The organism is Chitinophaga sp. (assembly GCF_035538455.1).
Lineage (GTDB): Bacteria > Bacteroidota > Bacteroidia > Chitinophagales > Chitinophagaceae > Chitinophaga.
Map to the genome: position 1 here is coordinate 18,982 of NZ_DATLKJ010000202.1, position 26,858 is coordinate 45,839.

The following is a 26,858-nucleotide window of genomic DNA, read 5'->3' on the forward strand; positions in this document are numbered from 1 at the left end:
CAGGAGGGCGCCTTTGGGGACACCCTCCTGTTGTCAATTGATTTATGATGGTATATCGGTGATATATTTAATGTCGAGTACCAGGGTGGTTAACCTGATCAGCGGCATTGGCTGTTTTGTCAGATTGGAGAATATTGTCAGGTCGAACTGCAATACACCTTCCAGCTGGCTGGGCTTATGCGAGCCAAACCAGAGTAATATGCTGTTGCTCCAATTGCTGATCATCTGTTTCAGTGTTGTATCTCCATCCTCTGTGGCGGAGGACTTTACATTAAACAGCTGCATGGGTTGCATGATCACGGGTAACTGGATGTTATCGAGACCAGGCAATTCGGTGTTTGACTTATAGCTGTATGTGTTTGACATCAGGAAGCTCAGTTTGTCCTGCGTGTTTTCTTTCAGCAGCATATCAAAGAGCTGTGTCAGATGGGCATCCAGGGTGGCGCTCTGAGGACCCTGTCCACTTAAGGTTGCTATATTCACCAACTTGTCATAGCTGATCAGCGGATGGAAGATGTTGGGGAAGCCGACATGTCCGGTTGTATAGATGAAACCAGGCGCGGTTATTTTTTCCGGAATCAGGTCGTCGTTGCGTTTCAATTCTACGGTGGTTTCTACATCCTGGCGTGCGAGTATATTCATCTTAGTCAGTCTTACTGTCCGTGCTCCGATGTTCTGACCTTCCTCTGCTTTGAGCGGCTTATCGTCTTTACCGGTGAAGTAGAAACTGAACACTCCCGGAAGGGGGTCGCCGTAAGTTCTTGTCGTATACCCGGGGATCTCAACGACGGGATTGTCTATACCTTCCGGTGGTGCGCCCAGTATAGTGATGACCAGGATGCCTGTATCAGCGCCCAGGGAACCACTGCCTTCTTTCACCCGGAAATGATATGGTTCTGCGTTGTTGCTGTAGCTGGCGGGTATGAAGCCAGTCATCTTCAGTGCGTTTCCTTCTGCGCTGTCGATGATACGGCTTACCATCGCGTTGAATGATCCCAGTGCAACAGATGCAGACCTGAATGTTTCGTCGCTGGTTGTTGTGGCATCTATCCTGATCAGGTATTCGTTCAATGCTTTTTCTACATCCGGATAGACTACAATAAACTCCGCCAGTGCATTGAAGGCGTCTTTGAAAGATGCGGCTTTGAGGGCATTGTTATCAAAGACGTTGAAGTTAACGGTAAAGAAAAGTGTATCCTGCGGATAATGAACGGCCTGGTTATACCGGATGATGTAATCCCAATCCAATATTCTGCTGATGTCGTCTGGTTGCGCAACGCCGGGGTATTCACCGTCTTGCTTGACCATTGAAGGGCTGGCGGGGAATGCTCTCAGGATTACCGGAACTTTCACTGTGCCCAGGCTGGCTTTCAGTACAGGGGCGGGCTGAATGAAGCCCAGCCAGCTGGAAGCGTGGTAGTCGGCTACCTGTGGCAGTATATTGATCTGATGCTCAATGGCGGTGACATCGTAAGAGGTGTCAAGATCAATATAGGAGAGTATGGCGCCGGTATCGCTTTTGACGAGCTGCGGAGATGACAACAGGAATGGAAGCGGGACATTACTGCTGTTTTTGAGATTGAGCTTCGCAGTTGTAATATTTATTTCCTGGGCGTAATGGCTGACATCTACATTCGTGCTTACCGTTTTTTCGGTAGGCGGCGTTAGTTTTTGTCCGGTACTGCTAAGGAAAGGAGGTACGATGTTTACTTTGGTTTCACCGTCAATAGCTTCTCCGGAAAGCACCAGTTTCACGATATGCGGATTCTCCGGATAGGGCAGCGCATCATCTACTGTAAGCCCGGATACCTGGTACCTGCTCCGGTCCGTAACGATATTTTTATCTGGCTCATCAGAGAAGTAAAGGAAGAGCTGTGCATGATTGTTGCTATCCAATGCGGCGCCGAGGAAACTGAAGTTCCGTGCAATATTGCCGTACAGTTGTGGCGTAGCGGCATCGCCTCCTTCCACCTTCATGGCTAATGCGCCTTTGATGCCCTGGCCACTGGCACTGGTGAAGTCTTTGTTGACCGTTACTATTGTTTCATTTATGACAGGAGTGCCATTTAGCTGTATTGTTACACGTTGAGGGTTTTGCTGATCGGATGCCGCAGACAAAATAGTCAGACCTCCTGAGATGCTGTAATTACTGATGTTTTGTGCAGTAGTACTGTTGATGTCGCTGGTGAACAGGAGGGTGATGCTATTATTATTGTGCTGATCCTGGTTGATGTAAACCAGTTTGAAATCTCCGGCATTCACCGTTGCAGCGTACTGTACGCCTGCTTTGACCGCATAGGCATTGCTGAGTTTTGCCAGCAATTGCTGCCTGAATGCTTCCTGCATTTCGGCAACAGAGCCGGATTCTCCTTCAAAGACGAAGGTCATCCAGGCTTTGACAATATCTGCGAGCGCTTGCTTGTTGTCCAGCATCGTTTGCAGGTATGTTGTTTTCTGATGATTGTCTACCAGCTGGATGGCGGCCACGTATTCAGCAGAGAGCGTATTGTCTATATTGCCAAAGAATGTTTGTCCCCACATATCCATGTCTATACCGGAGAAATCAAGATACCGGTTTGGATTGGTGTTGAAGTCGATGCCTTTTGCCGGATTGAAGTCCCAGATAGGTACCTGGCTTCTGTTGATGAGTTGTGTGGAAATGGGCGCTGGTGCAAAGATGAGCGGCGCTGTTTTTTCGTTGATAGCGTAAGAGATGCTGGTTTCTTTATTGAGCCCAAGCCGGACTACCCACAGTTCATTGCCTTTTCCGGAAGACAGGGATTCATCCCGATCGCTGCCTGTAGCAACTTTCAGTTCATATTTTCCGGCATCGAGTAATGCTTCTTCCAACCGGAAGGCGAATTCGTCCAGTCCGGAGGCGAGCGCGCCAGCCACGCCGGAGAAAGGCGAGATGGCGGTGCCCGCCTGTTTTATGCCTCCGGTAGTTTCGAGATCACCTATAACGGCGCCGCCTGTACGTTCAATTGTGAAACCTGTATTGAGCCTGAAGATTTCCTGATTGTTGAGTTTAGCTGTATCGATGACAAAGCTTAGATCATGTGTGGGCGACGGTGTTGCCACTGTTGTTTTGCCTTGCGCTCTGTCGTTGATGAATTGCCAAACAGATGCCAGCCATTCGCGGACGAGGCTGTTGACCTGTGCATTGCTGAGCTGATATTTTTCAGCCACCAAGCTTGTTTCCACCGTATAGCCGATGCCGTAAGTATCTGTAAGTTGATACCATAACTGGGTATAGGTTATCAGATCTCCCTGGGCTTTTGTTATCAGCGATGAAGTGGAGACATTCGGGCGTTGTGAATGATAGAATTTTGCCTGTCCCTGGAATACCTGTGTTTTTGCGGCATTGCTGATATTGGAAATATCCAGCAGCAGTTCTTTTTCATCGGGTATATTGCTGACAGCAAGTTTTACGGTCACATTATCTGCGAGTAGTGTGGCAGCAGTAACGACAATATTATCATTCAGCTGATAATTGATTATTAGTTCTGCTGATGTTCTATCGAGTGGTTCCGTAAACACTGCACTTACCGTTTGTGCATCAGGCGCCGCTGCTGATATAAGGCCCTGGTATGGACTATTGTCGAAGGTCAGTGAAATAACCAGTGCCGGTTTTGTATTATCCTTCACCACTTTATAGGTGGATGCAACAGAAGGCCATTGGTTCAATCCTATGATGGGATCAGTATAGCCTGTAAGTACCGGTGGCATGTTTAATGGTGAGTTTCCTCCGGCAGCGGGGGATTTCAGGTCTGTGATCAGTTGGTTGCCGTAGAGATCCTGCCATGCGAAGTTAACCTGGAATATGTCTCCAATTCCTTTGTACGGGCTTTTACCGGGATCGGGCAGATTGTTGCCAGCGGCCTTTGGTGTTTGCAGCGAATACTGGCTGTAAGGCATGGTGACATTGAAGCGCCAGTCTTCTCCGGGAGCCAGTGTTTTAGGCGCCCGTACCTTAGACCAGTTTTCCGGATCATCCGGTTCGGCGGTCGGTCCTACAGGAAGACCAATCGGACTTTGGCTGAAGAACGCATTCTGATAAATCTGGTAGGACAACAGGCTGTACATATTGAGCAGGAAGATTTTTCCGTAGTCGGCTCCCGGTGTATCCGGTATAACCGGTGGTTTGGGGCGCACGGCTTCCATTGCCATATTGCCTTGTGGCAGGGTTGAAGTAGTGATTACCGGACCTCCGCTTATTTTTACGGATTGGCCGTCATCGAAGATACCGGCAATGTCTTTATTATAATTCGCCAGTGATGTAAGATTAATGCCATAGTATTTAGCGATATCGCCTAATGTGTTCAGGTTGTTTCCTGGTTCAACTTCCAGCACAGGCAGGAAGATAGCGGTGAACAGCGGGAGTGGCTGCGGCCAGGATGTTATTTGTGGATTGGCGTCTTTAATGGCCTGCTGCGTTGTATTAAAATATGTTGCGATAGCCGGGAGGTCACCGCCGGGTGCGTTGGGGCCAACTTCATAGGCACCTTCCGCCGCCTTGATCCGAAGGCCTTTCCGGAGTCTGAGCTTTTGATTATCCCGTGCGACGTCAGATACATTTCCGAAGTACTGGTAGGCCAGCTCTGAGAGTGTTTGTGTACGGGAAGAAGGGATAGAGAAGTCTTTCAGCGGATCTGCTTCTGCAAATAGTTGTGCGTTTTGCGGATCAACTGTTTCGCCGGTTACCAGTGCATTCATGTAGCTGCATACAGTATTCCGGATATTGGTGTCGGCGGGCTGTGCATACATCACGATCAGTGATATATCTGCTTCACCTTTATCATTAAAGATTCTGTCGGGGAGCCCTGCACCATTGTCTTTATTGAAGTAATACAGGAAATATCCTCCCGACCTTGTAATGGATGCTTCCCATAGCAATCTTATGAAATCGGTTTTGCTGTTGAGCAGCGTCATCTGGTCGCCGACGGCGGCGAATCGTGCAGCGGCAGCGACATCGGGGTGTGTATCGGTGGACAGGTTGACCTGTGCGATACCTACTGTCAGGGCGTTGATATCATCTGTTTGTATGCCTTCGGATGTTGTGCTGTTGGCATCTGCGCCGTATGCCGGGATGAGGGATTGTATGGCGTTGTTATCGTTTCCGATCTGGCTCACTATGCGTTCCAGTATTTTCGCGCTGCTGCCGTCTGCGCCGGTGATCTCATACAATGTGAGTGTTGACGGGCTGGCGGTATTGACGGGGACTTTCTTAATGGTGAATCCGACGAGGGAAGCATAGCCATAGTAGTTAAGCGGATGTTTCACCATGGTCCGTAATGCTTCGTTGTATTCACCTGTTTTCATGGCTATGCGCGGATTGACTTTGCGCACGGAGAGGTCAGGCAATGCCAGCAGGGGATCGGGGATCTGCCAGCACTGCAAGGCGGGTACTCCCGGCGGCATGCCGCCATACGGCATGCTGAACGCAGAAGCTGCATTCCATTCTATTGGTGTGTTGAAAGCGTAGGTGGCTTCTTTGGTATTGAACATGCCGTTCATGCCGAGGAAAGACAGGCCGGTATCCAGTTTGGTGGTAGTGGCGTAGTCTTTCACCAGTTTGATCTGTTTTGCATCATCACTCTTCGGCGCAATGGCAATGGTAAGTTTGTTCTTATCAGTGTTCACAAAGCTCAGCCACTTGATTCCTTTATTTTCAAAATTCACATTGAAAGTATCGGTATCATTCAGGTCGGGTATTGCGAACTGCTGGCCGGTGAGTGCATAGAGACCTGCAAAGTCAGGCAGTTTGAAGTCTTTGGGATCATTGCCGGTAACCCACATACCTTTTTTCTTTGGCGCTATGCCCTGTGTGGGGAGGCGCAGCCCTGCCATATAGTACCGGGAAGTCATTCCGGAGAGATGCTGTAATCCTTGCGTAGCCTGTATTTCCCGGAGCAGTTCTCCCACTTTGAATTGTGTGAGGCCGGCAATATCCAGTGATGGTGTTTCGGATCTGTTGAACAGATTCTTCGCACTGCTGTTTGGTATAGCCAGCGTAGTCAGGGTAATACGGTACTTCGCCGCGATGCTACGCAGCGTATCGCCTGCTGCTGTTTTACAGGTGAAGTCAGGCAACGCCAGTGTAGCAACAGGCAGGGGCAGGTTGGCGAGTGTGGTGACGCCGCCTTTGCTGATCAGGTCAGCCACGGAGACATTCAGTGCCTGGGCTACTGCTGCGAGCGATTGGCCCGGTTGGGTGTTGTAAGGCGGTTTGTCAGGATAGCTGATCGTGATGCCGGGTGTCAGCGTGTTGTCTGTATCTGCGTTAAGCGTAGCTACTGTGGCTCCGCTGAAGCTACCTCCGAAGAGGCTGTTCTTAGCAATGGTATCGAACGTATCTTTTGCCTGTACAACGTAAGTGGCGCCGTGTATCTTCAGATCGATGCCTGCATTGAGTGCAGCAGATGCGTTGTCTGCAAAGAGTTCTTCCACGTTGTATGCATCCGGGCCGGTGAGTCCTGCATTGCTGTTGATCCAGTCGAGGATATTTTGTACGCTTGTTTCGTTGTTGGGGATAAAGTATTTGAATTCCTGCAGGGAATCAATAGCTGTTTGTATCATCTGCCTGCATATGAGCAGGAAGTAATCATTGAAGATGAAGCTTCCCAGTGAGGGTCCGTTTTCATCAGCGAGTGCAAAGGCTTTGAGGCCTTTGTTGTTTTCTTTTTGCGCATGAACGGCCAGCTGATCGAAATATTCGCGCAGGAATGCCTGGTAATCGGAAGATGTTTTGTTATACTCTCTGAAGGAGTAACTGATGTCTTTATAATTGCTGCCGTACTTCGGAAGTGCCAGTTCGAGGGCGGGAGCAACGGGGAAGTAGGTAGCATTCATTTCCTTCTGTGTGGTAGGTCCTTCTACCTGGAGGCTGAACTGGCTGCCGAGGAAATTGTCGATGTCGCCTTCTGAGAATACATTGCCCTGTTCCGGATGTTGGAGGACGGTTAACAGGTATTGCAGGTCTATGGAAGTAACGACGATTTCATCTACCTGTGCAGGGGACAGATTGCCGGAAGGTTGTAATGCAGCTACCGCCCAGCGAAGGGCCATCTTTACCAGCATTTCAAAGGAGCTGTCTGCCGCTGTGCTGGCGGCTTTGAGAACGCAGCTGGTGCTATCTTCCTGCGGTCCTGCTACCGATTCAATGAACATCATGGCCACATAGCAGGCTACCTGTTGTGAAAGCGTGGCGGCATTATCACCAGCCATTGTAAGGCCCAGACCTAAGTAGGCGTTCAGCGGCTGCGGGTTGCCGGGATTTACGAGGTTGTTCCATTTGAGCTGTGGGGCGGCTATATCGGAGAGCAGGCGGGATGCTGCGGCGAGTCCGCGTCTGCGTATACGCCTTTGCGTTATATTGAAAGCAGCTGGTCCCGGAATTACATGCCATGGCGGCGTACCACCGATTCCTTTGATCCTGACGGCTTGAGATATTTTTGCAGAGAAGCTGAAACTGATCCTGATTTTGAAAAGTCCCAGGTTGATAGAAACGGATACGGATACCGAAACAGATGCGGTGAGGCTTAATTCGATATCCTCATAGGGTGCAAAAGTAAAGGAGGCAAGTATGCGTACGTCTACATTAACCTCGGCTTTGATGATGGCAAAATCTATTGTGCCAAAGAGTTTTCCGATAATGCCGGCTGTTCCTTTCAGCCAGAAATAATAGGAGCTTTCAAGCTGGTTGGTATTGCCTGAGCCATCTGTGAGCTGGTAAGGGTTGAATTTGGCGAGGATGCCTTCGATGATGGCCACTGCAGTAAGACTGAAGCCTGCTTTTAATATGCCGACATCGAACGTGTAGCCGATACCGAACTGCACGCCGAATCCGAATACCAGTACGGGGTTGAACGTACCGTTGTCTATTTTGGGGACTCTGTTGGTGGTAGCGCTGGAAAGCTTACCAAAATAAATTCCCACGGAGCCCATTACAGGTATAGGGATACCAATAGGCGTCCATATGAGTGTCTGGAATGTAAAGGAACGGGCGAAGTCTGCCTTCCAGGGGAAGCCGATGTCCACCTGAAAATCTCCGTTTGTATAGTATTCGATTCCGAAAGAGGGGAGCGTGATATTGAATTGTCCTGCACGAATGAACCGCATGCGATCGGGTAGTGTGATCTCTGCTTTGTACATCCCGATTTCGTCACTGATCTTTTTATACATGATCTGGAAGTCGAGTCCTTTGAACACTTTGGCGGCGGGACCATCCAGTTTGAGGCGTAAAGCGTACAGGGTGGGATCATTGAAAATGATCTGCATTGTCAGGAGATAGCCTGTTGTTGCAGCCTGTGCTGTTGCGAGATCAATGACGTTGTTTTTGGCGGGTTTCTTTTCATCGCCGAAGCGGAGCACGCCAAATTCCATTCCTGTGATCCAGGAGCTGTTGGGATCGAGGGTTACGGGAGGGATGGTGATGTTGTCTTTGTCGGGTTTTGGCAGCTGCTTCATGCAGGCGATGGCTTCCTGTACGTTGTTTGCTGTGGCAAAGCAGGGGAGCGTAACGTGTTGTCCCAATGCGAGCAGACGGAGGTTGAGGTATTTGTTGCCCTGACCATCGGGAGCAGGAGTGGTTTCTGGTCTGGCGGCATCCCATGCCAGTGGTTTATTTGGATCATCCTGCCAGCGGAAGGAGCCGTTCAGTTCTATCTGCACGCCATTGTCGGCGGGATCGGGCTGATTGGATTTGTAGGTGATCCTGATGCCGTCGATCCGGGCAAAGCCCATTTCTATCGGACCGATATTAACGTTGAAGCCTACTTGTTTTTTAGTGAAGTTATATTCTAAAGAGAGGTTATTGAGCGGGATGGAGTTCAGGATATTCCATGGTGAGCTGAGGTTAAAAGAGGATCCTGTTGCCCAGCTGATCATAGTTTCCACCATGCTGCCAATGGTAGTGGATTTTGTGAAGGAGAGCGTGGCTATCTGATCTCCGTTTTTGTTTTCCACTATTTTCCCTTCGAGTATACCCCATCTTATTCCGTATGCCTGGTATGTTGGATTGAAGTCATAGAAGACAGTCAGGGAGATGTTTTCCCAGGTTATTTTGGCGCTGAGTGTACCGAAGTAACCTTTTTCCGGTGTTACTATTTGTGCAGAGAGCAGGTCCCTGCCTTCACTGGTATAAGGAATTGGGGTACTGTCGGTAAGTGAGTCGCGGCCCAGACCGAGCGTGCCGCCATTGTAGCCAGCTTTCAGGTTAAGATCGATGTCGACACCAATTCCGGGAATGCTGATGGGCGTAGCGGTTTTTCCGGTGAACTCCCAGGAGTTGGTGGCTGTTTCCACGATAATTCCCAAGCCGTTGATCAGGATATCGAACTGGCTTGTATCCGGGGCCCAGCCGGCAGGGAGATAGAATGTAAGTAGTTTGACAAGGCTTACCTGTCCGGATGTTTGTATTGCGGAGAAGCGCCAGCCGGTATTTTCGCCGAGGTAGTTGGCGATGAGTTTCAGGCCTATTTTTTCGCTGTCGGGCAGTACGGTGAGTGAGCCGCTAAGTCCGCCGGTTTGCAGGCCGGGGCCGCCCATTAAATACAGGGAGATGTATTCGATGGTGAGAATAGTTGTACCCGCTAACGTGATAGGCCATTGCAGTGCCAGGTTGACATCGAGTTGGTAATCCCTGCTCGTGTAGCCGTAACCGATAGTGAAGGCTGTGATGGCGGGTTCTTTTCCGCCGGGCCAAGGGAGGTTCACGTTGCTCCAGAAAACGCTGAGTAATGTATTCAGCGGGAGTTCATCGCTGGTTAATTGTCCGGTAATATAGAGATCTGGCAAGGTTACGAGCACCTTTACAGTGGGGGCTTTATCATCGGCGCCTATCAGCAGGTTGCCGGATAATGCCGCGGTGGTAGTTCTTGTTTCGAGATCGCCGGGAGATGTGACGGTGATTTCGAGGTTGAGATCTTTCAGGACTAATCTTGGGAGGATGCTCCAGGAGTCCGGAGAAGTGATGACCACTACGATCCGGTCCAGGGCTTTCCTTTCCATGTTGTATCCAAAGGCGACGCTTGTAACACCAATGTTTGCGAGCTTCGCGAGGGGAGCGGGGAGATATTGTTCGAGGCTGATACCGCCCACGAAATTAGAGAACAGGGATAAGGACTGGGGCTTATCAAAGGATGCAGTTCCTACAGCGATACCGGCGACGTCGGGGAAGGCGACGGACAGCTTAAGATCGGTGCCGTGGAGCCTGGCGTTTATTGCGCCACTGGGCGGCAGGCCGGCATCGGAAGAAATAGAGGAGAAGGTTGGTTGATCAAAAACGATCCAGGGAACATTATCGAGGCTCCAGGATGTGGCGCCCTGGAAGTCGGCGCTACAGGCGTATGCATCCTGCACGATGGTGAAACTGAAGGTACATAATGTAGCGATGCCGAATGCATTTGTTTTCCCGGTCAGCAACACCTTTACGATCTTTTGGTCTTTATCTTTTTCGGCCGTAACGGTAGGAGTGGTAACAATAATCTTTCCTCCGGAAATGGCTACTGTAGATTTGAGGTAGTCGTGTATGCCGCCGGAAGGGAGGATTGTACCTAACAGGTCAACGCTGCCACTCTTTTCTATCTCGGCCAGTATATTATCATACAGCTGGCTGAGCGAAGGACTTGCGGCAAGATTGGCAGAGGCCTCCGTAAACCATTTGGATTCCATCATCATTGTTGTTAATGCGGAAGCGACATTGAATTTGTCGTTGAATTCATTGCCAAAGAACTCCATAATTGACCCGAAGTATTCGAAGAAAACCGGTTCATCCGGATAGGTCAGTTTGAGAAATGCCGCAGTGATAGAAGTGGCAGATTTTTTAATGGCAGCCGGCCAGGCGGAGAAATCATCCTGAATGTGGGACGCGACCTTCTGAATACTCCCGATGAGTTTTGTGTAATCAATGGTTCCCACCTTACCGACGGGATACTGATTTACTTTTCCGCCGGGTGAGTTGGTGTGGAAGTAAGGTTTTCCTGCATTGATGGTGACGATCGCAGTGTTGTTCCCTTCGAATAGTGGCGGCAGGCCTGCGCGTTTTATCGCGTAGTTGAATACGAGCGGCGGTACTCTGTCTGCCTGGATGAGAAGTACGCGGTTCTTTTTTTCTGCGAGCCAGGCGAGCTGCTCATCCACTTTTTCCTTGTTGTCCAGCGTGAGGTAGTTAACGACGCGTATGAGTCCTTGTCCGATGGTATTTCCGAATGCTATTTTCCGGTTTTTGGCGATGGTGATTTTTTTCTCCAGTTGTGCCTTTTTTATCTCTGAAAGCCGGGTCCCCAGCTGGCTGGCAGCGATCATCTCATCAAGAGTGTATTCACCTTCTGCCAGCTGTTGTACGGTGTCGAGTGAGAGCGTAGCATCTCCCAGGGGATCGTACTGACTGAAATTAATAATGATTGGAGGCTTGATCCTGGCGCCGTCTTTCAGCGCGTTGTAATATATGGCCATTTCGAGGGCGAGGCGATGGCTTACCGGTTTTTTGAACTGGATATCGCCAGGCGTTTTAATCCCGTATATCGGCACCAGGTCGTACCGGCTTACAATGGCATCCTGTGTAAGGTATTGGATCATCTCGACCAAACCAGTAATGGGAGGTTTGGTGAGGCTTTTGATCTCTTCCCATGTTTCGGGGCTCAGGTCCTGAAGCGGCATACTGAATCCCCTGTAGGCAATATGAAAGGTTTTTGCAAATTCAAATTTATCCAGGTTGAAAAGCCTGTATACTTTAGGGCTGACGCTTGCATCTGCTTCATAGAAGACAAGGTTCCCGGGTACCTGTGCTTCTGTTCTTCCGAACGTAGGGTTGAGCAGCCACCGGTATGGCTGCATCAGCAAGAATGTTGTTATTTTGTGATCTTCCAGCTCTCCTTCAAATCTACCTTCACCTTGCAGAAAATTAGGAAAGTCGTATCCTCCGCTGAATCCGAACAGCACATAACCTTCCGGTTTGTCTTTTTCGCTGTCTTTCAATTCGATAGTGGCTTCATTGATCTGGCCCTTATCCTTACCGTTCAGTTCCGGCATCAATTCAAGCAACTTTGTTCTGAGCGAACCCCCATCAGAATTCATATCTCCATATACTTCGATAGTTCCTTTATATGCAAATCCGCGGGGATAATTGGTTACAGGGCCAGCCAGCCGCCTGATGAGATTGACGGTTGAAGATTGATGCCCGTATCCGGGACCATTTTGTACGATGGCCCGGATTACCTTCTGGCTGGAAATGAACGTACCAAATTTATCGAGGTATTCTTTGATGGTTTTCTGTGATTGTTTATTGGTTTCTTCACCAAGCAGTTTAAATTCGGGGAAGGGCATGGTATATGGGTTTTCGATGTTATTGAATAGTTACGGCCTCAGATTTTTTTTCTTCTTTCGCATACATGGCGTACCAACCGAGACCGGACGCCTTGCCGCCTGCATGAGGATTGCCAAACAGGTAGAAGAGGGTATTTCCTCCGGATGGTATTTTGAGCAGTCCCAGGAACTTGAGGGCTATTTCGGTGAACAGCAGGAGGAAAGATGTTTTGTCTTTTATGTACATCAGTCTTATCTGTCCGATCGATAGTTTCATTACATTCTGAAGGCTGATCAGTTTGGCGCCGCCGCCAGTTCCTGGTAGTGATATACCTACATTGGCCTTATAACCGTTTTGCAGATTGCTGTCGGGCGACCATGAGAGCAGCAGGTATGAGTTGAGGTTGATTTTACCGGCCAGTTCTCCGGGAGTTCCCATATTCAGCTTCATGCGAAGACCATACCATTGGCTGCCGGCTACGCCGCCGAATCTTATATCGGGTATTACATCGAGATAGCCGGTTTCTTTGGGAGTGGCGCCTTCCTGCCCGGTTACGAGTGATTCCAGGTCGAGCAGCATATTACTATACAGGCAGTTTTCCCTTGGGGTGCTGATGCTGGGATCGAAAGTGATTTCTGACAGGTCGAAGTTGAGCGCACTGTCTGCCGGATCGGCGGTGGAGAAGATCATCTTTATGCCCATGTTGGAGAAGCTCAGTCCTTTTTTCAGATAGTTTTCGCCGGGCTTGTTACCGAATGAGAATATATCGAAAGGTGTTTTTGCCGCATCGTCCTGCAAGCAGTAGAAGTCGATGAATCCTGACATTGCGAACCACGATACCATTTTATTTTTATCTCCTGAAGAGCGTGTAGAGAGCATTACATTGGTTATCTCCACCTTCCTGATAATATTGCTGTCGAGCGTGAACGCTTCATCCTGTTTGCTTCCCAGGGAGTAAACGGGGTTGCCGTTATTGATCTGGAGGCTACCGCTGAGGAGGATGTTCCTGTAAATATTATCCGGATCATACATGCCGGTAACAGTGGTATTGAAAACTTTATTCAAGGTCAGCTGCGCATAACTTTCGAAGTTCTTTACGATGGTGTTTTCGAATAGGACTTTCAGTGAAAGCAGGCGGTAATTGTATGTTGCATTGCTGGAAGGGGCGATTGTTTTTACCGGCTGCACATCGGCGAAATCGGGATCAACATAGTATATGAGACCGAAGACAGACGAAGGCTGATCTATTTGCGGGCCTTTGCTGCCCTTTGTTACGGGGTTGATCTCAATGCCGAAGTGATGTGCATTGAATGCATCGGGATCGGTAACACCTGCCATTATACCTTTGAGGTTGTATGGTATGTCGGTAATATCTACGCGCAGGAACAGGATACCTGTCCAGTTATCGGAGGTGGCGATGTTATTGAATTTCTCAAAATACGGATTGCCTGCCTGTAACCTGGCATTGTCAAAATAGGTTTGTAACCATTGCGATAGTATTACGAGTTGTGATGGATCTTCTTTATAGGTACCATCGCCACCGGCTGTTTGTGTGGTGGGGATGGAGAAATCATTTGTCTGTGTCCATTTGAGTGGATTGGAGATGAGGCCGTTGGCGGGTTGCACGGGATCATACAGTTTACCTCTGCGTCCTTTGATGATCATTATATTCTTGTAATCGCCATATTGCTGATTGAGTCCGATATTTGCTTTCATCTTCCAATCACCTATGCTTATTGTATCCTGGAAGTTGCCAATGTTCTTATTGTTGGCGGCGACCAGGAAAACATCACTGGATTGTAATGCATTTACGAGGGCAGGGAGCGGCTTTATAAAGGAAAGGTTATAGCGGGTTCCCCTGTCTATATTCCATCCAAGCAGTACCTCCTCCCAGCTTATGATACAGCCATCCAGGGTTTGGGAGGTTTTCACAATGAGCCCGGAGGGTGTCGTATCATATTTGGTGACCGTATCGCTTTGGTCTGGCTGCGATGCGCTGCAATTAGTTGTGCGTGAGGTGATGATAAGCCTGCGCTGCGGGCTTATTACAGACTGTTCGAGATTGTTAACGTCAATGGCTGATAATTGTACGCCTTTGGAAACTACGCCGCTGTAGGGCACCATCGGGAAGAAGGTGGTATCGTTGGCGGTGAATATAAATCCTTGTGTGGAGTGTCCGAGCAGGTCGTTGAAATTTGGTTCTATCAGTGTGTCTATCCCATAGAAGGCAGATCCTTTGGGTTGCGATACATAATAAATCCTGTTGCCTGAATTGTTTACCATCGTTACCCAGGAGCTGTAGTATGTGTTGGTAAACGGAGATGCGTTGTAATCGCAGGGAGCGGCAACGGGTGATGCTGAAGCGAAGGGGAAACCTGGGACATATACCGGTTTACGCGAAATGAAGCGGATGATGTCTCCTTTTTGTGTGGTTGTGTGAGGGGTAATCTTAAAGAATTCCGTACCGGACATTCCGCAGATGACATAATGATTATTGCTGTTGTTGCTATTGGGCAGCGACATAATGAAATCTCCTTCCGGCGACAGATGAAAATCTTCATAGGGTCTTGCGCTGCGGTCGCTCAGGCTGAATACGAGTCTGGCGTTGAATGTTGCATTGTCTTTATTGCCGGGAATGAGCACCAGGTTTTCACCGAATGCAGTAATAAAGTAACTGGTAAGCGTTATGGGGTTATCGAGAAAATCTTTACCGGTGAAGTCGAAGAATGTTCTGCGTGAAGCATATGCATCGGTGATGGGGCAGTTGTTGTCTTTGCAGGGATCAAACACTGTGTTGAACGGGTCGCATGGATCGATGGAGATGTTGAAGCCGAAATATTCTGTTGGCCCGTTAATGGGGTCCGCGAAAGGCAGCCATTCTGATAATGTAGGTCTGTCGGGATCACTTGTATCGGGGTTGGGGATGAGGAACTGAAAGCCCCATTGCAGTGCTGTAAACAGGGATGCGTGTTGTATGTAGCCTGTGAACTGTATGCAGCCGCGTAATCCGCCCACGCATGGGATCTGTGCCAGCATTACCTGTTTCATATCTGGTTTGCTGGGACCTGAGAACTGCATTTCATAATCGTTGTTGCCATCAAAGATCAATGCAGAGCCATCAGGATCTACTTTGATCTGTATGCCGCTATTGACTACGAACGTCAATGATGGCGTAATGATAATGTTCAGTGCTTTTTTGAAAGTAAAGGCATTAGCGTTGCCGCTGAATGGCGCGCTGAAAACTGTTTCCGGAAGGATTGCAGCAGGGTCAGGCATCCAGATGAACATACGCGACGTACCGATAATCCCGTAAATTTTCAGGAGAAAATCATCAGCAGATGACTTATCATTAATGACGGGCGTTTGTGCGGAAAACACAAAAGATCCGGACCAGGCATTTTCTTCCAACGCTTCCTGCAAGCTTATGCTGCGATCGGGCGGGGTGGCTGTTTCCGGAACAACGAAAGCAATAAAGCCTCTGTCGCCTGGCTGGCTTTCGGCAATAAAGAGCCTGTCAGCATATTTAGTCTGAAAGTTCATAGAGGGAAAAGCTGAAATGAACAAAGAGGGCTGATGGGGAAATCAGCCCGTTATTTTATATGTATGGTAATATCTCAACCGGGATTGGTAAAGGTGATGCTGCATGCCATTGCAGTAAGCGTCTGTGGTTTACCGGCGCCAGCCCATCCGCTCATGAAGAGGCCGATGGTATAGGTGGCGCCGCGCCCGATAGTGATGCCATTAATAAATGCGTTGCCATTGCTTTTGTCTACCATGATGGTGTTAGCAGCTTTAGGCTGGGTAGTGTATGAAGCTTGTTCTGCTTCCCAAATACCGATCCATGCTCCGTTTGATTTAGGTTTGAGACCTGCGGGCAGTTTGTAGTCGACGCTTACGGAGTTGCCGCCGATGTATCCCATTTTCAGTTGAGGGAGGAAAGGGGGATATGGATCTTCATCCTCGAGTTCAGGAACGTAGGCAGTGGAGCAGATGTTGCCGACCTTTTGTGCGCCGGTGGCAGTTAGTTCTGCGCCTACCGAATATCCCAGGATGTAACTGTATTTGTCCAGGTCCAGTTCATCAAAGAAGCTATCGCCGCTGGGGGATGCTTTGGTAATGGGCTTTACTTTCATAGGCTCTGTATCCCATGGGATGGTGTTGCCGCTGTTCTGCCATATGGCTACGTAGTTGCCATAGGAGTTTGGTTTGTTGCCGGGCAGTGTTTTAAAACCGAAGTTGATGGTGTTTTGTGTTACCTGGTTGATTGAAAATTCAGTGGTACGGCTAATGGTGTTGATAGCCAGCAGGGATTTCCCAGCGAGAATGATTTTCTGGGATTCCATAATTTCCTGTGTTAGTTCCATAGTAAGTATTGGTTTAGTGAGGGTGAAATAATAAGGTTTAAATTGGATTGATATTTCTGTTTTCAACAGGCACCATAGGAGTACAATCGTCCTTTCGATGGTCAGCGGTTTGTACCGGTCTGGAAATATAGTAATGCGCCAGCATTAGTAATTATCCGGGGCCAATTGCCATCATAGGAAGGGCCCATGAAATAGACGAGCGTATACGCTGTATTATTGCCGATGGTTATATTGTTGATTCCTGTGGTTCCCTGACTTGCATTGTTTGATATATTTACCATTCCTATTGGTTCGACTGCATTATAGGGTGATGCAAAACCTTCCCACAAGCCTATCCAGTTTTTATATACAGCGGGCAGGTAGCCTGGCAGTGTTGCATAATTGATGGTAATTGAATTACTGCCGACAGCTGCCAGCGAAAGCGATACTGCGTGGGGTATCCGGATATCATACATAGCGGGTGCAATGCCGGCTGATGTACATATGTCTGTAACGGCTTCCCCTACGCCATAACCCAAGATGTAACCTGCGCTGGTAATAGACAGATCGAATATCACGAAATCTCCTTCTTCGCTATTTTGAGGAACCGGTGTCTTTTTAATTGGTTCTGCATTCCATGGAATTACACTTGCTTCCCAGATAGCGACGTAGTTCAGGTAGTCTTTGGGTCTGTTACCGGGTAATCCTTTATATTGAATAGTAACGGTATCAGCATTGAACTGTTTTACAAATAGGGAGCACACGTGTAATTCACTTGTGGTCGCTAATGTATTTTTGAGGGATGAAGGATCTGATATATTCCCCATTTAGTTGTGATTCTTTTTTCCTTCATTTAGAAAGTTGTTAACTGCACTTATTCAACCGGCATAATGTTGTATACATCGTTATGTGAGTTCAAGGTAGCTCATTATTTAACATGAATACCCCCGTATTTTTCCCCGCGGTATTTTTGAGATGAACCTGGCATTTTGAGATTAATAACGTTGTGTTTTAGAAGAGAACAATCTGTACCGATTTTAGTTTAGCCAGCTTAAAAGTATTTTATACTATATCGTCTATCTGTTGACTGGCTCATCCACTTCATGATTCCGCTACATCTTCTATAGCGGTACCATATCCGGTATATTGGAAAGTGCAGAACATTTTTTACGGATGCCTGATATTTTGAATATAATTACCTATATTTCTAGAATATCATACACCGATGATGGCCTTCCGCCCCGAGTAATATTGAATCGTAATTGATCATACTGATTAATCATACAGTTGCATGAGTAATAATGATTTGAAGAAGACCCTTACACCATTTTCACTCTGGGCACTAGGCGTAGGTTATGTTATCTCAGGGATGTATTTCGGCTGGAACCTGGGATTAGAAAAGGGCGGTACATTGGGCATGGCTATCGCGACCGGCGTGGTGATGCTGATGTATGTTGCATTTTCTTTCAGCTATGCCGAACTGGCCTGTGCCATTCCAAGAGCGGGCGGCGTATACGATTACGCGGCAAGAGCGTTGGGGAAGGACGTAGCTTTTATTGCCGGCATTGCGCAGACGGTAGAGTTCATACTTGCGCCGCCGGCCATCGCCTTTGCAATAGGCGCTTATTTCAATGCATTCATGCCGCAGATACCGATACTGGTCAGTGCCGTGGTGGTGTATTTCATTTTTACTTCTATCAATATCCTGGGTATTAGCCTGGCAGCCTCCTTCGAAATTATTGTAACGGTGCTGGCGGTAGGGGAGCTGTTACTGTTTGCGGGGATCACTGCGCCGGGGTTTCAGTTTACCCATCTTACACATAATGCGCTGCCGGCAGGATGGACAGGGATTTTCGGCGCTATTCCCTTTGCCATATGGTTCTTTCTGGGCATTGAGGGGTTGGCTAATGTGGCGGAAGAAACGGCGCATCCGCAACGTGATATTATTAAAGGATTTGGTTCGGCAATTATCACCCTGGTGATTCTTTGTGTGCTGGTGTTTGTATGCTCTATTGGTGTGGGAGGATGGGAGGCTATCGTGTACAGGAACGGAATAAGCGGTGATACCTCTGATTCACCGTTACCGCTGGCGTTAGCGAAGATCACGGGGAGTTCTACACTGATGTATCATTTGCTGATTACGGTGGGGTTGTTTGGGTTGATTGCATCCTTTCATGGTCTTATCCTGGCGGCAGGCCGTGCCACTTACGAAATGGGGCGCACCGGGAATCTGCCTGTGTTTTCCGGAAAGATTTCACCGCGATTCCGTACACCGATCAACGCGTTACTTGGCAACATGGTCATTGGTTTGCTGGCGCTGTTTTCCGGCCGTACTGCTGAGATCATTACTATTTCTGTTTTTGGTGCGCTGACCTTGTATATTCTGTCTATGGTTTCGTTGATAGCACTGCGTCGTAAGCAACCGGATCTGCACCGTCCTTACCGCGTGCCGTGGTATCCGGTGTTGCCTGTAACGGTGTTGGTGATTGCCAGCATATCGTTGATAGCTATGCTGGTGTACAACCTTAAACTGGGTCTTATTTACATTGGTATACTTGTCTTTTCCTATATCATATTCAAAACCGTTCACCTTAAATCACTGTATGACAAAACAGGAAATACTGGATTACGTTAAACAGCACCCATCGGGGAAAGTGAAAGTGGCCATATCAGATATAGATGGTGTGTTGCGCGGAAAATATATTGCTTCGGAAAAATTCCTGGGACTGGTATCCGGCACAATGGGCTTTTGTGATGTGGTATTTGGCTGGGACATGAATGATGTGGCTTATGACAATGCCACCTACACTGGTTGGCACACGGGTTATCCGGATGCGGATGTGCAATTGGACATCAACACTTTCCGCAGGGTTCCGTGGGAGAATGAAGTGCCGTTCTTCCTGGGAGAATTTGCGGATGGTAAGGGCGAATCTTCTCCCGTATGTCCGCGGCAACTGCTGCGCAAAGTGTTGCGTGATGCAGAGGGGGCAGGCTTCAAGCCTAGTTTCTCGCAGGAGTTTGAGTGGTTCAATTTCCAGGAAACGCCTGACAGTCTTCATGAGAAAAAATTCAATAACCTCACGGCCCTTTCACCGGGGATGTTTGGTTATTCTATTTTACGCACTACGTTGAAGAATGATTTCTTCAGTGATCTGTTTGACTTGCTGAAACGTTTTGACGTGCCGCTGGAAGGACTGCATACAGAAACGGGTCCCGGCGTATATGAAGCGGCGATTGCACACACGGACATACTCACTGCTGCAGACCGTGCGGTACTGTTTAAAACTGCGGTAAAGGAAATTGCTTACCGTCACGGTATCATTGCCACGTTCATGGCTAAATGGAATGAGGCGTTGCCGGGCTGCGGCGGGCATGTGCATCAGAGCTTGTGGGATGAACAGCAACAGGAAAACCTGTTTTATGATTATGATGATCCGTTGCATATGAGCGGATTGATGAAGCAATATGTAGCGGGGCAGTTATTCTGTTTGCCGCATATACTGCCGATGTATGCGCCTACCGTAAATAGTTATAAGCGGTTGGTGGAAGGTGCGTGGGCGCCTACAACGCTTACGTGGGGCCGAGATAACAGAACGGTGGCATTGAGGGTGCTTTCGGGCAGTAAGAAATCAGCGCGTCTTGAGACACGGGTGCCGGGGGCTGATACTAATCCTTACCTGGTGATGGCTGCCTGCCTGGCTTCCGGCCTGTATGGCATCCGGCATGGATTGTCGCTGGACCAGCCCGCGGTGATCGGTAACGGCTACCGCGATTTTTCACATGGGACGCTACCGCGTAACCTGGATGAAGCTACCCGGCATATGAAGCATTCGCCTGTTGCGGAAGAGTTGCTGGGTGCGGAGTTTGTGGCTCATTTCACGGCTACGAGGGAATGGGAGTGGAGGCAGTATGCGAAAGCAGTTACAGACTGGGAGCTTAAAAGATATTTCGAGATCATATAAAATTTAAGATATGGAGCCTGGTAAAATATACCAATACAACTTTCCCACCATCATCCGTTTTGGCTGGGGAGCCGTGAATGAACTACCGCAATACCTGCATCAGCATCAGCTGAGCAGACCATTGATTGTAACAGATGCGACGGTAGCTGGTCTGCCGTTCTTCAAGCAGATATTGGATTTGCTGAAGCAGAAAAATATCAGTCCTGAAGTTTTTTCAGCTATTCATAAGAATCCCGTAAAGTCTGATGTATACAATGGTACACAGGTATGGGATCATACAGATCGCGACAGCATCATTGGTATTGGCGGCGGCGCTGCGCTGGATGTGGCGAGGGCTATTGTGCTGCGTGTTTTTCACCGCGAAGACCTGTTCAAATATGATGACCTGATAGGAGGAGATGTGTATGTGACGAATGATGTGCCGCACTTCATCACTATTCCCACTACCTCAGGTACGGGTAGTGAAGTGGGGCGCAGTGCTATCATTGCGGATGATGAAACGCATCAGAAAAAGATTCTCTTCTCTCCCAAGCTGCTGGCGCGTGTTGTTTTTGCAGATCCTGCGCTTACGATGGATTTGCCGCCGCATGTTACCGCTGCTACCGGCATGGATGCGCTCACGCATAATATGGAAGCCTTTCTGGCAAAGAACCCGCATCCTATTTGTGAAGGTATTGCGCTGGAAGGGATTGCTTTGATAAAAGATTCGCTGGAAACTGCGGTGTTGAAACCTGATCAGTTGTCGCGCAGCAAAATGTTACAGGCATCTATGATGGGGGCAATTGCTTTCCAGAAGGGGCTTGGTGTGGTACACTCCCTGGCGCATCCGCTTTCTTCTTTGCTGGATACGCACCACGGGCTGGCGAATGCGGTGAACCTGCCGTACGGCATGGCATTCAATATTGCAGGCTTTGAAGATAAGTTCAGACGTATTGCACGTACGCTGGAGCTGAAAGAGGAAACGGGCGAAGCGGTGGTGCAATATCTTTTTGATCTGAATAGCCGCATTCACATCCCGTTAAAGTTAAGGGATATAGGCGTGCAGCAGGAACATATCGAAACGCTGGCGGACCTTGCGGAGGCTGACTTTGCACATCCCAATAATCCTAAGCCTGTCAGCCGTGAGGATTTCAGACAATTGTATGAACGTGCGCTTTAATCATTCATATGTCAGACAGATCAAAGTTAATACTGGGAGTTACAGATTGCAGTAAGTATAAGCTGTATCATGACTGGGTGCAGCAAGCTGCAGCAGATATTACCATTATAAAGCTGGATGGCTGTACGGACGGACTTGAGCAACTGAAGCGCTGTGATGGTCTGGTGCTTACCGGCGGAGAGGACGTACATCCGCGTTTCTATCATCAGCCGGAATATCTACCTTATTGTTATCCTGATGATATTAATGAAGCGCGGGACATCTTTGAACTGGAAGCGCTGCGTTATACAGAGGAGCAGGGAGTGCCTGTGCTGGGGATTTGCCGGGGCTTGCAGATCGCCAATGTTTTTTTTGGCGGCACATTGATTCCGGATATACCTACCTGGGGCAGATTCAACCACGGCAAGCTGCCGGATGGCGGGGATAAGTATCATGCGGTAACCGTGGATACAGCCTCTTGGTTGCATGGCATTGTAAAAACGGCGTCCGGCGTTATCAACAGCAATCATCATCAGTCAGTTGAAAAAGCGGGCGACGGATTAGTTGCCAATGTGCTTTCAGCGGATGGCATTGTGGAAGCGATGGAGCGGAAAAGTGTGACGGGCAAGTCTTTCCTGTGCCTGCTGCAATGGCACCCGGAGCGGATGAAAGACCAGCAAAGCCCTTTTGTAAAGAATATCATGGACGCATTTCTTACCGCGACGCGGGAGAAATAAAAATACTACGTATGCATATTATCAATCCAGCTACAGAAACAATTATCGCTACTATTGCACCAGATAACCAGCACAGTCTTTCTACCAAATATAACCTGCTGCGTGCAGCACAACCGCAGTGGGCTGCACGCAGTGTGGCTGACCGTGTGGCTGTGGTGCGCCGGTTCCGTGAGTTGCTTGGAAGCCATCAAGAAGAACTGGCAGCTACACTTACGGCAGAAGTGGGCAAGCCGTTGTCGCAGTCTGGTAATGAGCTGAATGGCGCGGCTGCCCGTATACAGTGGCTTGCAGATAATGCAGAAAAGTTTCTTGCTGACGAACAGATGACAGCAGCTCCCGGTTTGCAGGAGATAATATCTTACGAGCCGCTTGGTGTTGTGTGTAATATTTCGGCCTGGAATTATCCTTATCTCGTAGGGGTAAATGTGTTTATTCCGGCGTTGCTGGCGGGCAATGCAGTGATGTATAAGCCTTCGGAGCATGCCACGCTTACGGGGCAGCATATTGCACAATTGCTGAAGGAAGCCGGTGTGCCTGATGATATTTTTCAGCTGGCCCTGGGTGCAAAAGAAACAGGGGAGTTGTTGCTGGATATGGATTTTGACGGATACTTCTTTACCGGATCATATCGTACCGGAAAGCATATTTATGAAAGAGTAGCACATAAGATGGCGCCTTGCCAGCTGGAGTTGGGCGGCAAAGATCCTGTGTATGTAACAGACGATGTGCCGGATGTGAAGGCTGTTGCTGCTGCGACCGCGGATGGCGCTTTTTACAACAATGGTCAGAGTTGTTGTGCCGTTGAGCGTATTTATGTGCATGAGAAGATTTATGATGATTATGTAAATGAGTTTGTAAAAGAAGTGAATTCCTGGAAGGCGGGTGACCCTACAGTAGCCGGTACTTATATTGGTCCGCTTACCAGGAGGGAGCAGTTGCATGAACTTGAAAAGCAGGTCGCTGATGCATTGGCGCAGGGGGCAGTGATACAGGCGGGAGGGAAAGCTTTGCCAGGACCGGGTTATTACTTTGCGCCTACTGTTTTAACGAATGTTACCCATAGCATGCGGCTGATGCAGGAAGAGAGTTTTGGGCCGGTGATTGGTATTATGAAGGTAAGTGATGATGAGGAAGCATTGAAGCTGATGCAGGATACAGTTTATGGCCTTACGGCGGGAGTGTATTCATCCAGTCAGGAGCGGGCGGCAGCTGTTTTGAGAAAGATCAATGCCGGGACAGGCTACTGGAACTGTTGTGATCGTGTGAGTGCGGCGGTGCCCTGGAGTGGAAGGAAGCATTCCGGTTTTGGTGCAACATTATCGCACCAGGGGATACGTGCCTTTACAAAGTCTAAGGCCTGGCATTTACGGACGCTGTAATTTTTTTGATTGGAAAGGGGATGTTTATACTGCAAATATTTTGCTAAGTATGATTTTTTTTATACTTTAACTATAGAGCTGGCCAACAGAATGACCCTAGTACATGTAACCTGTTTATGATTTCATATTGTATAGCTATGTCACACCCTGCTTCACGGTATAAACAAGTTCCCATTTTTCAATTAATAAAAATTTCACTATGAAAAAACTAGCATTGAAAGCACAAGCACTGACTACTGAAACCCTTTCAAGAGAACAGATGAAAGGCGTTCACGGTGGCGGTATCGAGGGCAGTGGCATTCAGCGGCAACCGGTATGTTACCGCTGCTGCCCGGATGATCCCTGTGTGCCTTACCGTATCTATTGCCCGGATGTATTATGTCCGGTAGTTGCCATTTCCTAGTTGCAAAAGAACTATTACTGTTTTATCCGGCTCACCATGCGATAGTATGGTGAGCTGACAGCGCTGGCTAACAGAACGGCCCTTGTATTTACAACCTGCTTATGATTCTATGCGGTATAGCTATGTCACACCTTCCTTCACGGTATAAGCAGTCTCCTATTTTTTCAATCAATAAAACTTTCAACTATGAAAAATCTAGCATTGAAAGCACTTGAACTGACCAACGAAACTCTTTCGAGAGAACAAATGAAAGATGTTCGTGGTGGTGGTATTCAGGGTAGCGGGCACCAACTGCAACCTATATGCTACCGCTGTTGCCCCAATGACGCCTGTGTGCCTATCCGCATTTATTGCATGGATATAGTATGCCCGCAACTTTAGCTTTCAGCTTTCAGGTTTTAGCGCTTCACTGATGCCAGAACCTGAAAGCTAAGACTTGCCTATTGTGTTGCAATTATTTTGCTATGAATGATTTTTTTTATATTTTGACTATAGAGCTGGCCAATAGCATGAACCTTGTACTTGTAACCTGTTTGTGATTCCATGTGGTTTAACTATGTCACACCCTGCTTCACGGTATAAATGAGCTCCCATTTTTCAATCAATAAAACGTTTCAATTATGAGAAAACTAGAAATGAAAGCACTTGAACTGACCAAGCAAACCCTTTCAAGAGAACAGATGAAAGATGTTCGCGGTGGCGAACTCCATGTGGTACAGCCTTGTTACCGTTGCTGCCCGGATGATCCGTGCCTGCCTCCCCACACTTATTGCCTGGATGTATTATGTCCGGTGCTTTCCTAAGTGCAAACGAGTAATTGTGTTTTTATCCAGCTCACTGTACAATAGTATGGTGAGCTGACAATTTGAGTTATTACTATCCGATATTTAAAGCACCTGATATGTTTGCTTTCTTCGAAAAATTACTGGAGCCAAAGAGTAATACAGCGGAAGCGGCGGGATTGCTGGCTGCGTTGTTGCATGTAAAGATCACCAAGACGACCCTGGTAAAGGAAATAGAATCACATCCTGATTATCCCAGCCTGTTAAGTATCAGTGATGTGCTCAGAAGTTATGGTATAGATAACCTGGCATTGAATGTAGAGCCTGCGAAGCTGGATAAAGCCCCTACGCCTTTTGTTACCACTGTGAAAGGAAAAGATTCATCGGTCACTTTTTTTGCAGTAGTGAAGGAAGCCGGTGAGAACGGGTTTACTTTTTATGATCCTGAACAACATACATGGAGTACTGTTTCGAAAGAGGTGTTCCTGAAAAAATATTCCGGTACGGTGCTGCTGGCAGAGGTGGAAGATGAGGCACATGCCGGGGAAAAAGACTATCAAAAAAGTCTTCGTAAGGAAAAGAGCCAGGATTTCATCCGGCAGACGACGGCGTTTGGTATTCCTGTGATCGCATTGGTAATGGGAATAATGACGTTTGCACAAAACGGCGCCAGTGCATTGTTGCCACTTGTGTTTGCTGTATTGGGCCTGGCAGGAGCGATTATCAGCACCTTGTTATTGTGGTATGAGCTGGATCAGTATAATCCTGTGCTACAACAGATTTGTAGCGCGGGGAAGAAAATTAATTGCGGGGCGGTATTGCAATCCGGTGCATCCAAGATCTCCGGGATCAGCTGGAGTACGATCGGCTTTACTTATTTTGCAGGGCAGCTGTTGCTGGTATTGTTTACCGGGATCACATCTCCGCAGGCTTTATTTATTGTAAGCTGGTTGAGTATACTGGCGTCCCCCTATGTATTGTTTTCTGTTTATTATCAGTGGCGTGTGGTAAAGCAGTGGTGTGTGCTGTGTCTTTGCGTACAGGCGTTACTGTTATTGCAACTGGCAGTAGTGTTAACGGGAGGGTGGTATTTTGTCTATCCTGAGCATGCAGTAGTGGCAACGTTACTTACAACTATACTTGCGCTTGCAGTACCATTTATTGCGGCAACGTTACTGATGCCGGCTTTGCAGAAAGCCAAGGAAAGCAAGAATAATAAAAGTGAGCTGCAACGCCTGAAACATAACCCTGAGATATTTGAAGCGTTGCTGATGCGGCAGAAGGCACTGACTGTGCCTACAGGTGGATTGGGGATTACATTGGGTAATCCGGCTGCCAGGCATAAAGTGATAAAAGTATGTAATCCCTATTGTGGCCCGTGTGCCAAGGCGCATCCCGCGATGGAGGAACTGCTGGAGCATAACCCGGATGTACAGTTGCAGATTATCTTCACGGCTACCAATAACGAGCATGATATTAAAACACCGCCGGTACAGCATCTGCTGGCGATAGCCCGTCAAGGAGATGAAGCCGTCACCAAACAGGCGCTGAACGACTGGTACCTGCCTGAGAAAAAGGATTACGAAACCTTTGCGCAAAAGTACCCGATGAACGGTGAACTAAAGCAGCAGGGGCCTGAGCTGGAGGCTATGCGTGACTGGTGCAATGCGGTGAATATTGAATTTACGCCTACTTTTTTTGTATCGGTTCTTTCACCGGCAGGAGACGGCATGCAGTTCTTTCAGTTACCGAAGCTATACAGCATCAATGATCTGAAATATTTCCTGGCGGGCGATGAATGATATAT

At 48.2% G+C, this 26,858-nt stretch carries 13 protein-coding genes; 9 read left to right on the forward strand and 4 right to left on the reverse strand.

Annotated elements, in window-relative coordinates; genetic code table 11:
* Nucleotides 1-42: 42 nt before the first annotated feature.
* From VM802_RS24115 to VM802_RS24130, 4 genes are all read right to left on the reverse strand, one after another.
* Entirely contained in the window at nt 43-12,327 is a 12,285-nt protein-coding gene (locus VM802_RS24115) for a LysM peptidoglycan-binding domain-containing protein (RefSeq protein WP_325535452.1), read from the reverse strand.
* A 19-nt stretch (nt 12,328-12,346) separates the two neighbouring features.
* Nucleotides 12,347-15,847, reverse strand: coding sequence for a hypothetical protein (locus VM802_RS24120; RefSeq protein ID WP_325535454.1), 3,501 nt, complete (start codon nt 15,845-15,847; stop codon nt 12,347-12,349).
* A 74-nt stretch (nt 15,848-15,921) separates the two neighbouring features.
* On the reverse strand, nt 15,922-16,671 hold the full coding sequence (locus VM802_RS24125) for a hypothetical protein (RefSeq protein ID WP_325535456.1): 750 nt from the start codon (nt 16,669-16,671) through the stop codon (nt 15,922-15,924).
* A 101-nt stretch (nt 16,672-16,772) separates the two neighbouring features.
* Nucleotides 16,773-17,477 carry a hypothetical protein gene (locus tag VM802_RS24130; protein WP_325535458.1) on the reverse strand — a complete coding sequence of 235 codons (705 nt, stop codon included), beginning with the start codon at nt 17,475-17,477 and terminating at the stop codon, nt 16,773-16,775.
* A 464-nt stretch (nt 17,478-17,941) separates the two neighbouring features.
* Here VM802_RS24130 and eat point away from each other — a divergent pair, with 464 nt between their 5' ends.
* The 9 genes from eat to VM802_RS24175 all read left to right on the forward strand — a co-directional run bounded on the left by eat (nt 17,942) and on the right by VM802_RS24175 (nt 26,853).
* On the forward strand, nt 17,942-19,285 hold the full coding sequence (eat, locus tag VM802_RS24135) for an ethanolamine permease (protein ID WP_325535460.1): 1,344 nt from the start codon (nt 17,942-17,944) through the stop codon (nt 19,283-19,285).
* Entirely contained in the window at nt 19,254-20,612 is a 1,359-nt protein-coding gene (locus VM802_RS24140) for a glutamine synthetase family protein (RefSeq protein WP_325535462.1), read from the forward strand. Before eat ends, VM802_RS24140 begins: the two co-directional genes overlap by 32 nt.
* A gap of 10 nt (nt 20,613-20,622) precedes the next feature.
* On the forward strand, nt 20,623-21,771 hold the full coding sequence (locus tag VM802_RS24145) for an iron-containing alcohol dehydrogenase (RefSeq protein ID WP_325535464.1): 1,149 nt from the start codon (nt 20,623-20,625) through the stop codon (nt 21,769-21,771).
* A gap of 8 nt (nt 21,772-21,779) precedes the next feature.
* Nucleotides 21,780-22,487, forward strand: coding sequence for a gamma-glutamyl-gamma-aminobutyrate hydrolase family protein (locus VM802_RS24150; RefSeq protein ID WP_325535466.1), 708 nt, complete (start codon nt 21,780-21,782; stop codon nt 22,485-22,487).
* Between the two features lie 11 nt (nt 22,488-22,498).
* The gene (locus VM802_RS24155; protein WP_325535468.1) at nt 22,499-23,866 is read left to right on the forward strand and encodes an aldehyde dehydrogenase family protein; all 1,368 of its coding nucleotides are present in this window, start codon (nt 22,499-22,501) and stop codon (nt 23,864-23,866) included.
* 199 nt (nt 23,867-24,065) lie between these two features.
* Nucleotides 24,066-24,269: a hypothetical protein gene (locus tag VM802_RS24160; protein ID WP_325535470.1), complete on the forward strand. Its 204-nt coding sequence runs from the start codon at nt 24,066-24,068 to the stop codon at nt 24,267-24,269.
* A 186-nt stretch (nt 24,270-24,455) separates the two neighbouring features.
* Entirely contained in the window at nt 24,456-24,650 is a 195-nt protein-coding gene (locus VM802_RS24165; protein WP_325535472.1) for a hypothetical protein, read from the forward strand.
* Between the two features lie 239 nt (nt 24,651-24,889).
* Nucleotides 24,890-25,072 carry a hypothetical protein gene (locus VM802_RS24170; protein WP_325535474.1) on the forward strand — a complete coding sequence of 61 codons (183 nt, stop codon included), beginning with the start codon at nt 24,890-24,892 and terminating at the stop codon, nt 25,070-25,072.
* A 98-nt stretch (nt 25,073-25,170) separates the two neighbouring features.
* Nucleotides 25,171-26,853 carry a vitamin K epoxide reductase family protein gene (locus VM802_RS24175; protein ID WP_325535476.1) on the forward strand — a complete coding sequence of 561 codons (1,683 nt, stop codon included), beginning with the start codon at nt 25,171-25,173 and terminating at the stop codon, nt 26,851-26,853.
* Nucleotides 26,854-26,858 lie beyond the last annotated feature (5 nt).

Coding starts and splice junctions, on each gene's coding strand:
- VM802_RS24115 (WP_325535452.1), bottom strand. CDS start 12,327: ATGCCCTTCCCCGAATTTAAACTGCTTGGTGAAGAAACCAATAAACAA.
- VM802_RS24155 (WP_325535468.1), top strand. CDS start 22,499: ATGCATATTATCAATCCAGCTACAGAAACAATTATCGCTACTATTGCA.
- VM802_RS24130 (WP_325535458.1), bottom strand. CDS start 17,477: ATGGGGAATATATCAGATCCTTCATCCCTCAAAAATACATTAGCGACC.
- VM802_RS24175 (WP_325535476.1), top strand. CDS start 25,171: ATGTTTGCTTTCTTCGAAAAATTACTGGAGCCAAAGAGTAATACAGCG.
- VM802_RS24120 (WP_325535454.1), bottom strand. CDS start 15,847: ATGAACTTTCAGACTAAATATGCTGACAGGCTCTTTATTGCCGAAAGC.
- VM802_RS24140 (WP_325535462.1), top strand. CDS start 19,254: ATGACAAAACAGGAAATACTGGATTACGTTAAACAGCACCCATCGGGG.
- eat (WP_325535460.1), top strand. CDS start 17,942: ATGAGTAATAATGATTTGAAGAAGACCCTTACACCATTTTCACTCTGG.
- VM802_RS24125 (WP_325535456.1), bottom strand. CDS start 16,671: ATGGAACTAACACAGGAAATTATGGAATCCCAGAAAATCATTCTCGCT.
- VM802_RS24170 (WP_325535474.1), top strand. CDS start 24,890: ATGAGAAAACTAGAAATGAAAGCACTTGAACTGACCAAGCAAACCCTT.
- VM802_RS24145 (WP_325535464.1), top strand. CDS start 20,623: ATGGAGCCTGGTAAAATATACCAATACAACTTTCCCACCATCATCCGT.
- VM802_RS24165 (WP_325535472.1), top strand. CDS start 24,456: ATGAAAAATCTAGCATTGAAAGCACTTGAACTGACCAACGAAACTCTT.
- VM802_RS24160 (WP_325535470.1), top strand. CDS start 24,066: ATGAAAAAACTAGCATTGAAAGCACAAGCACTGACTACTGAAACCCTT.
- VM802_RS24150 (WP_325535466.1), top strand. CDS start 21,780: ATGTCAGACAGATCAAAGTTAATACTGGGAGTTACAGATTGCAGTAAG.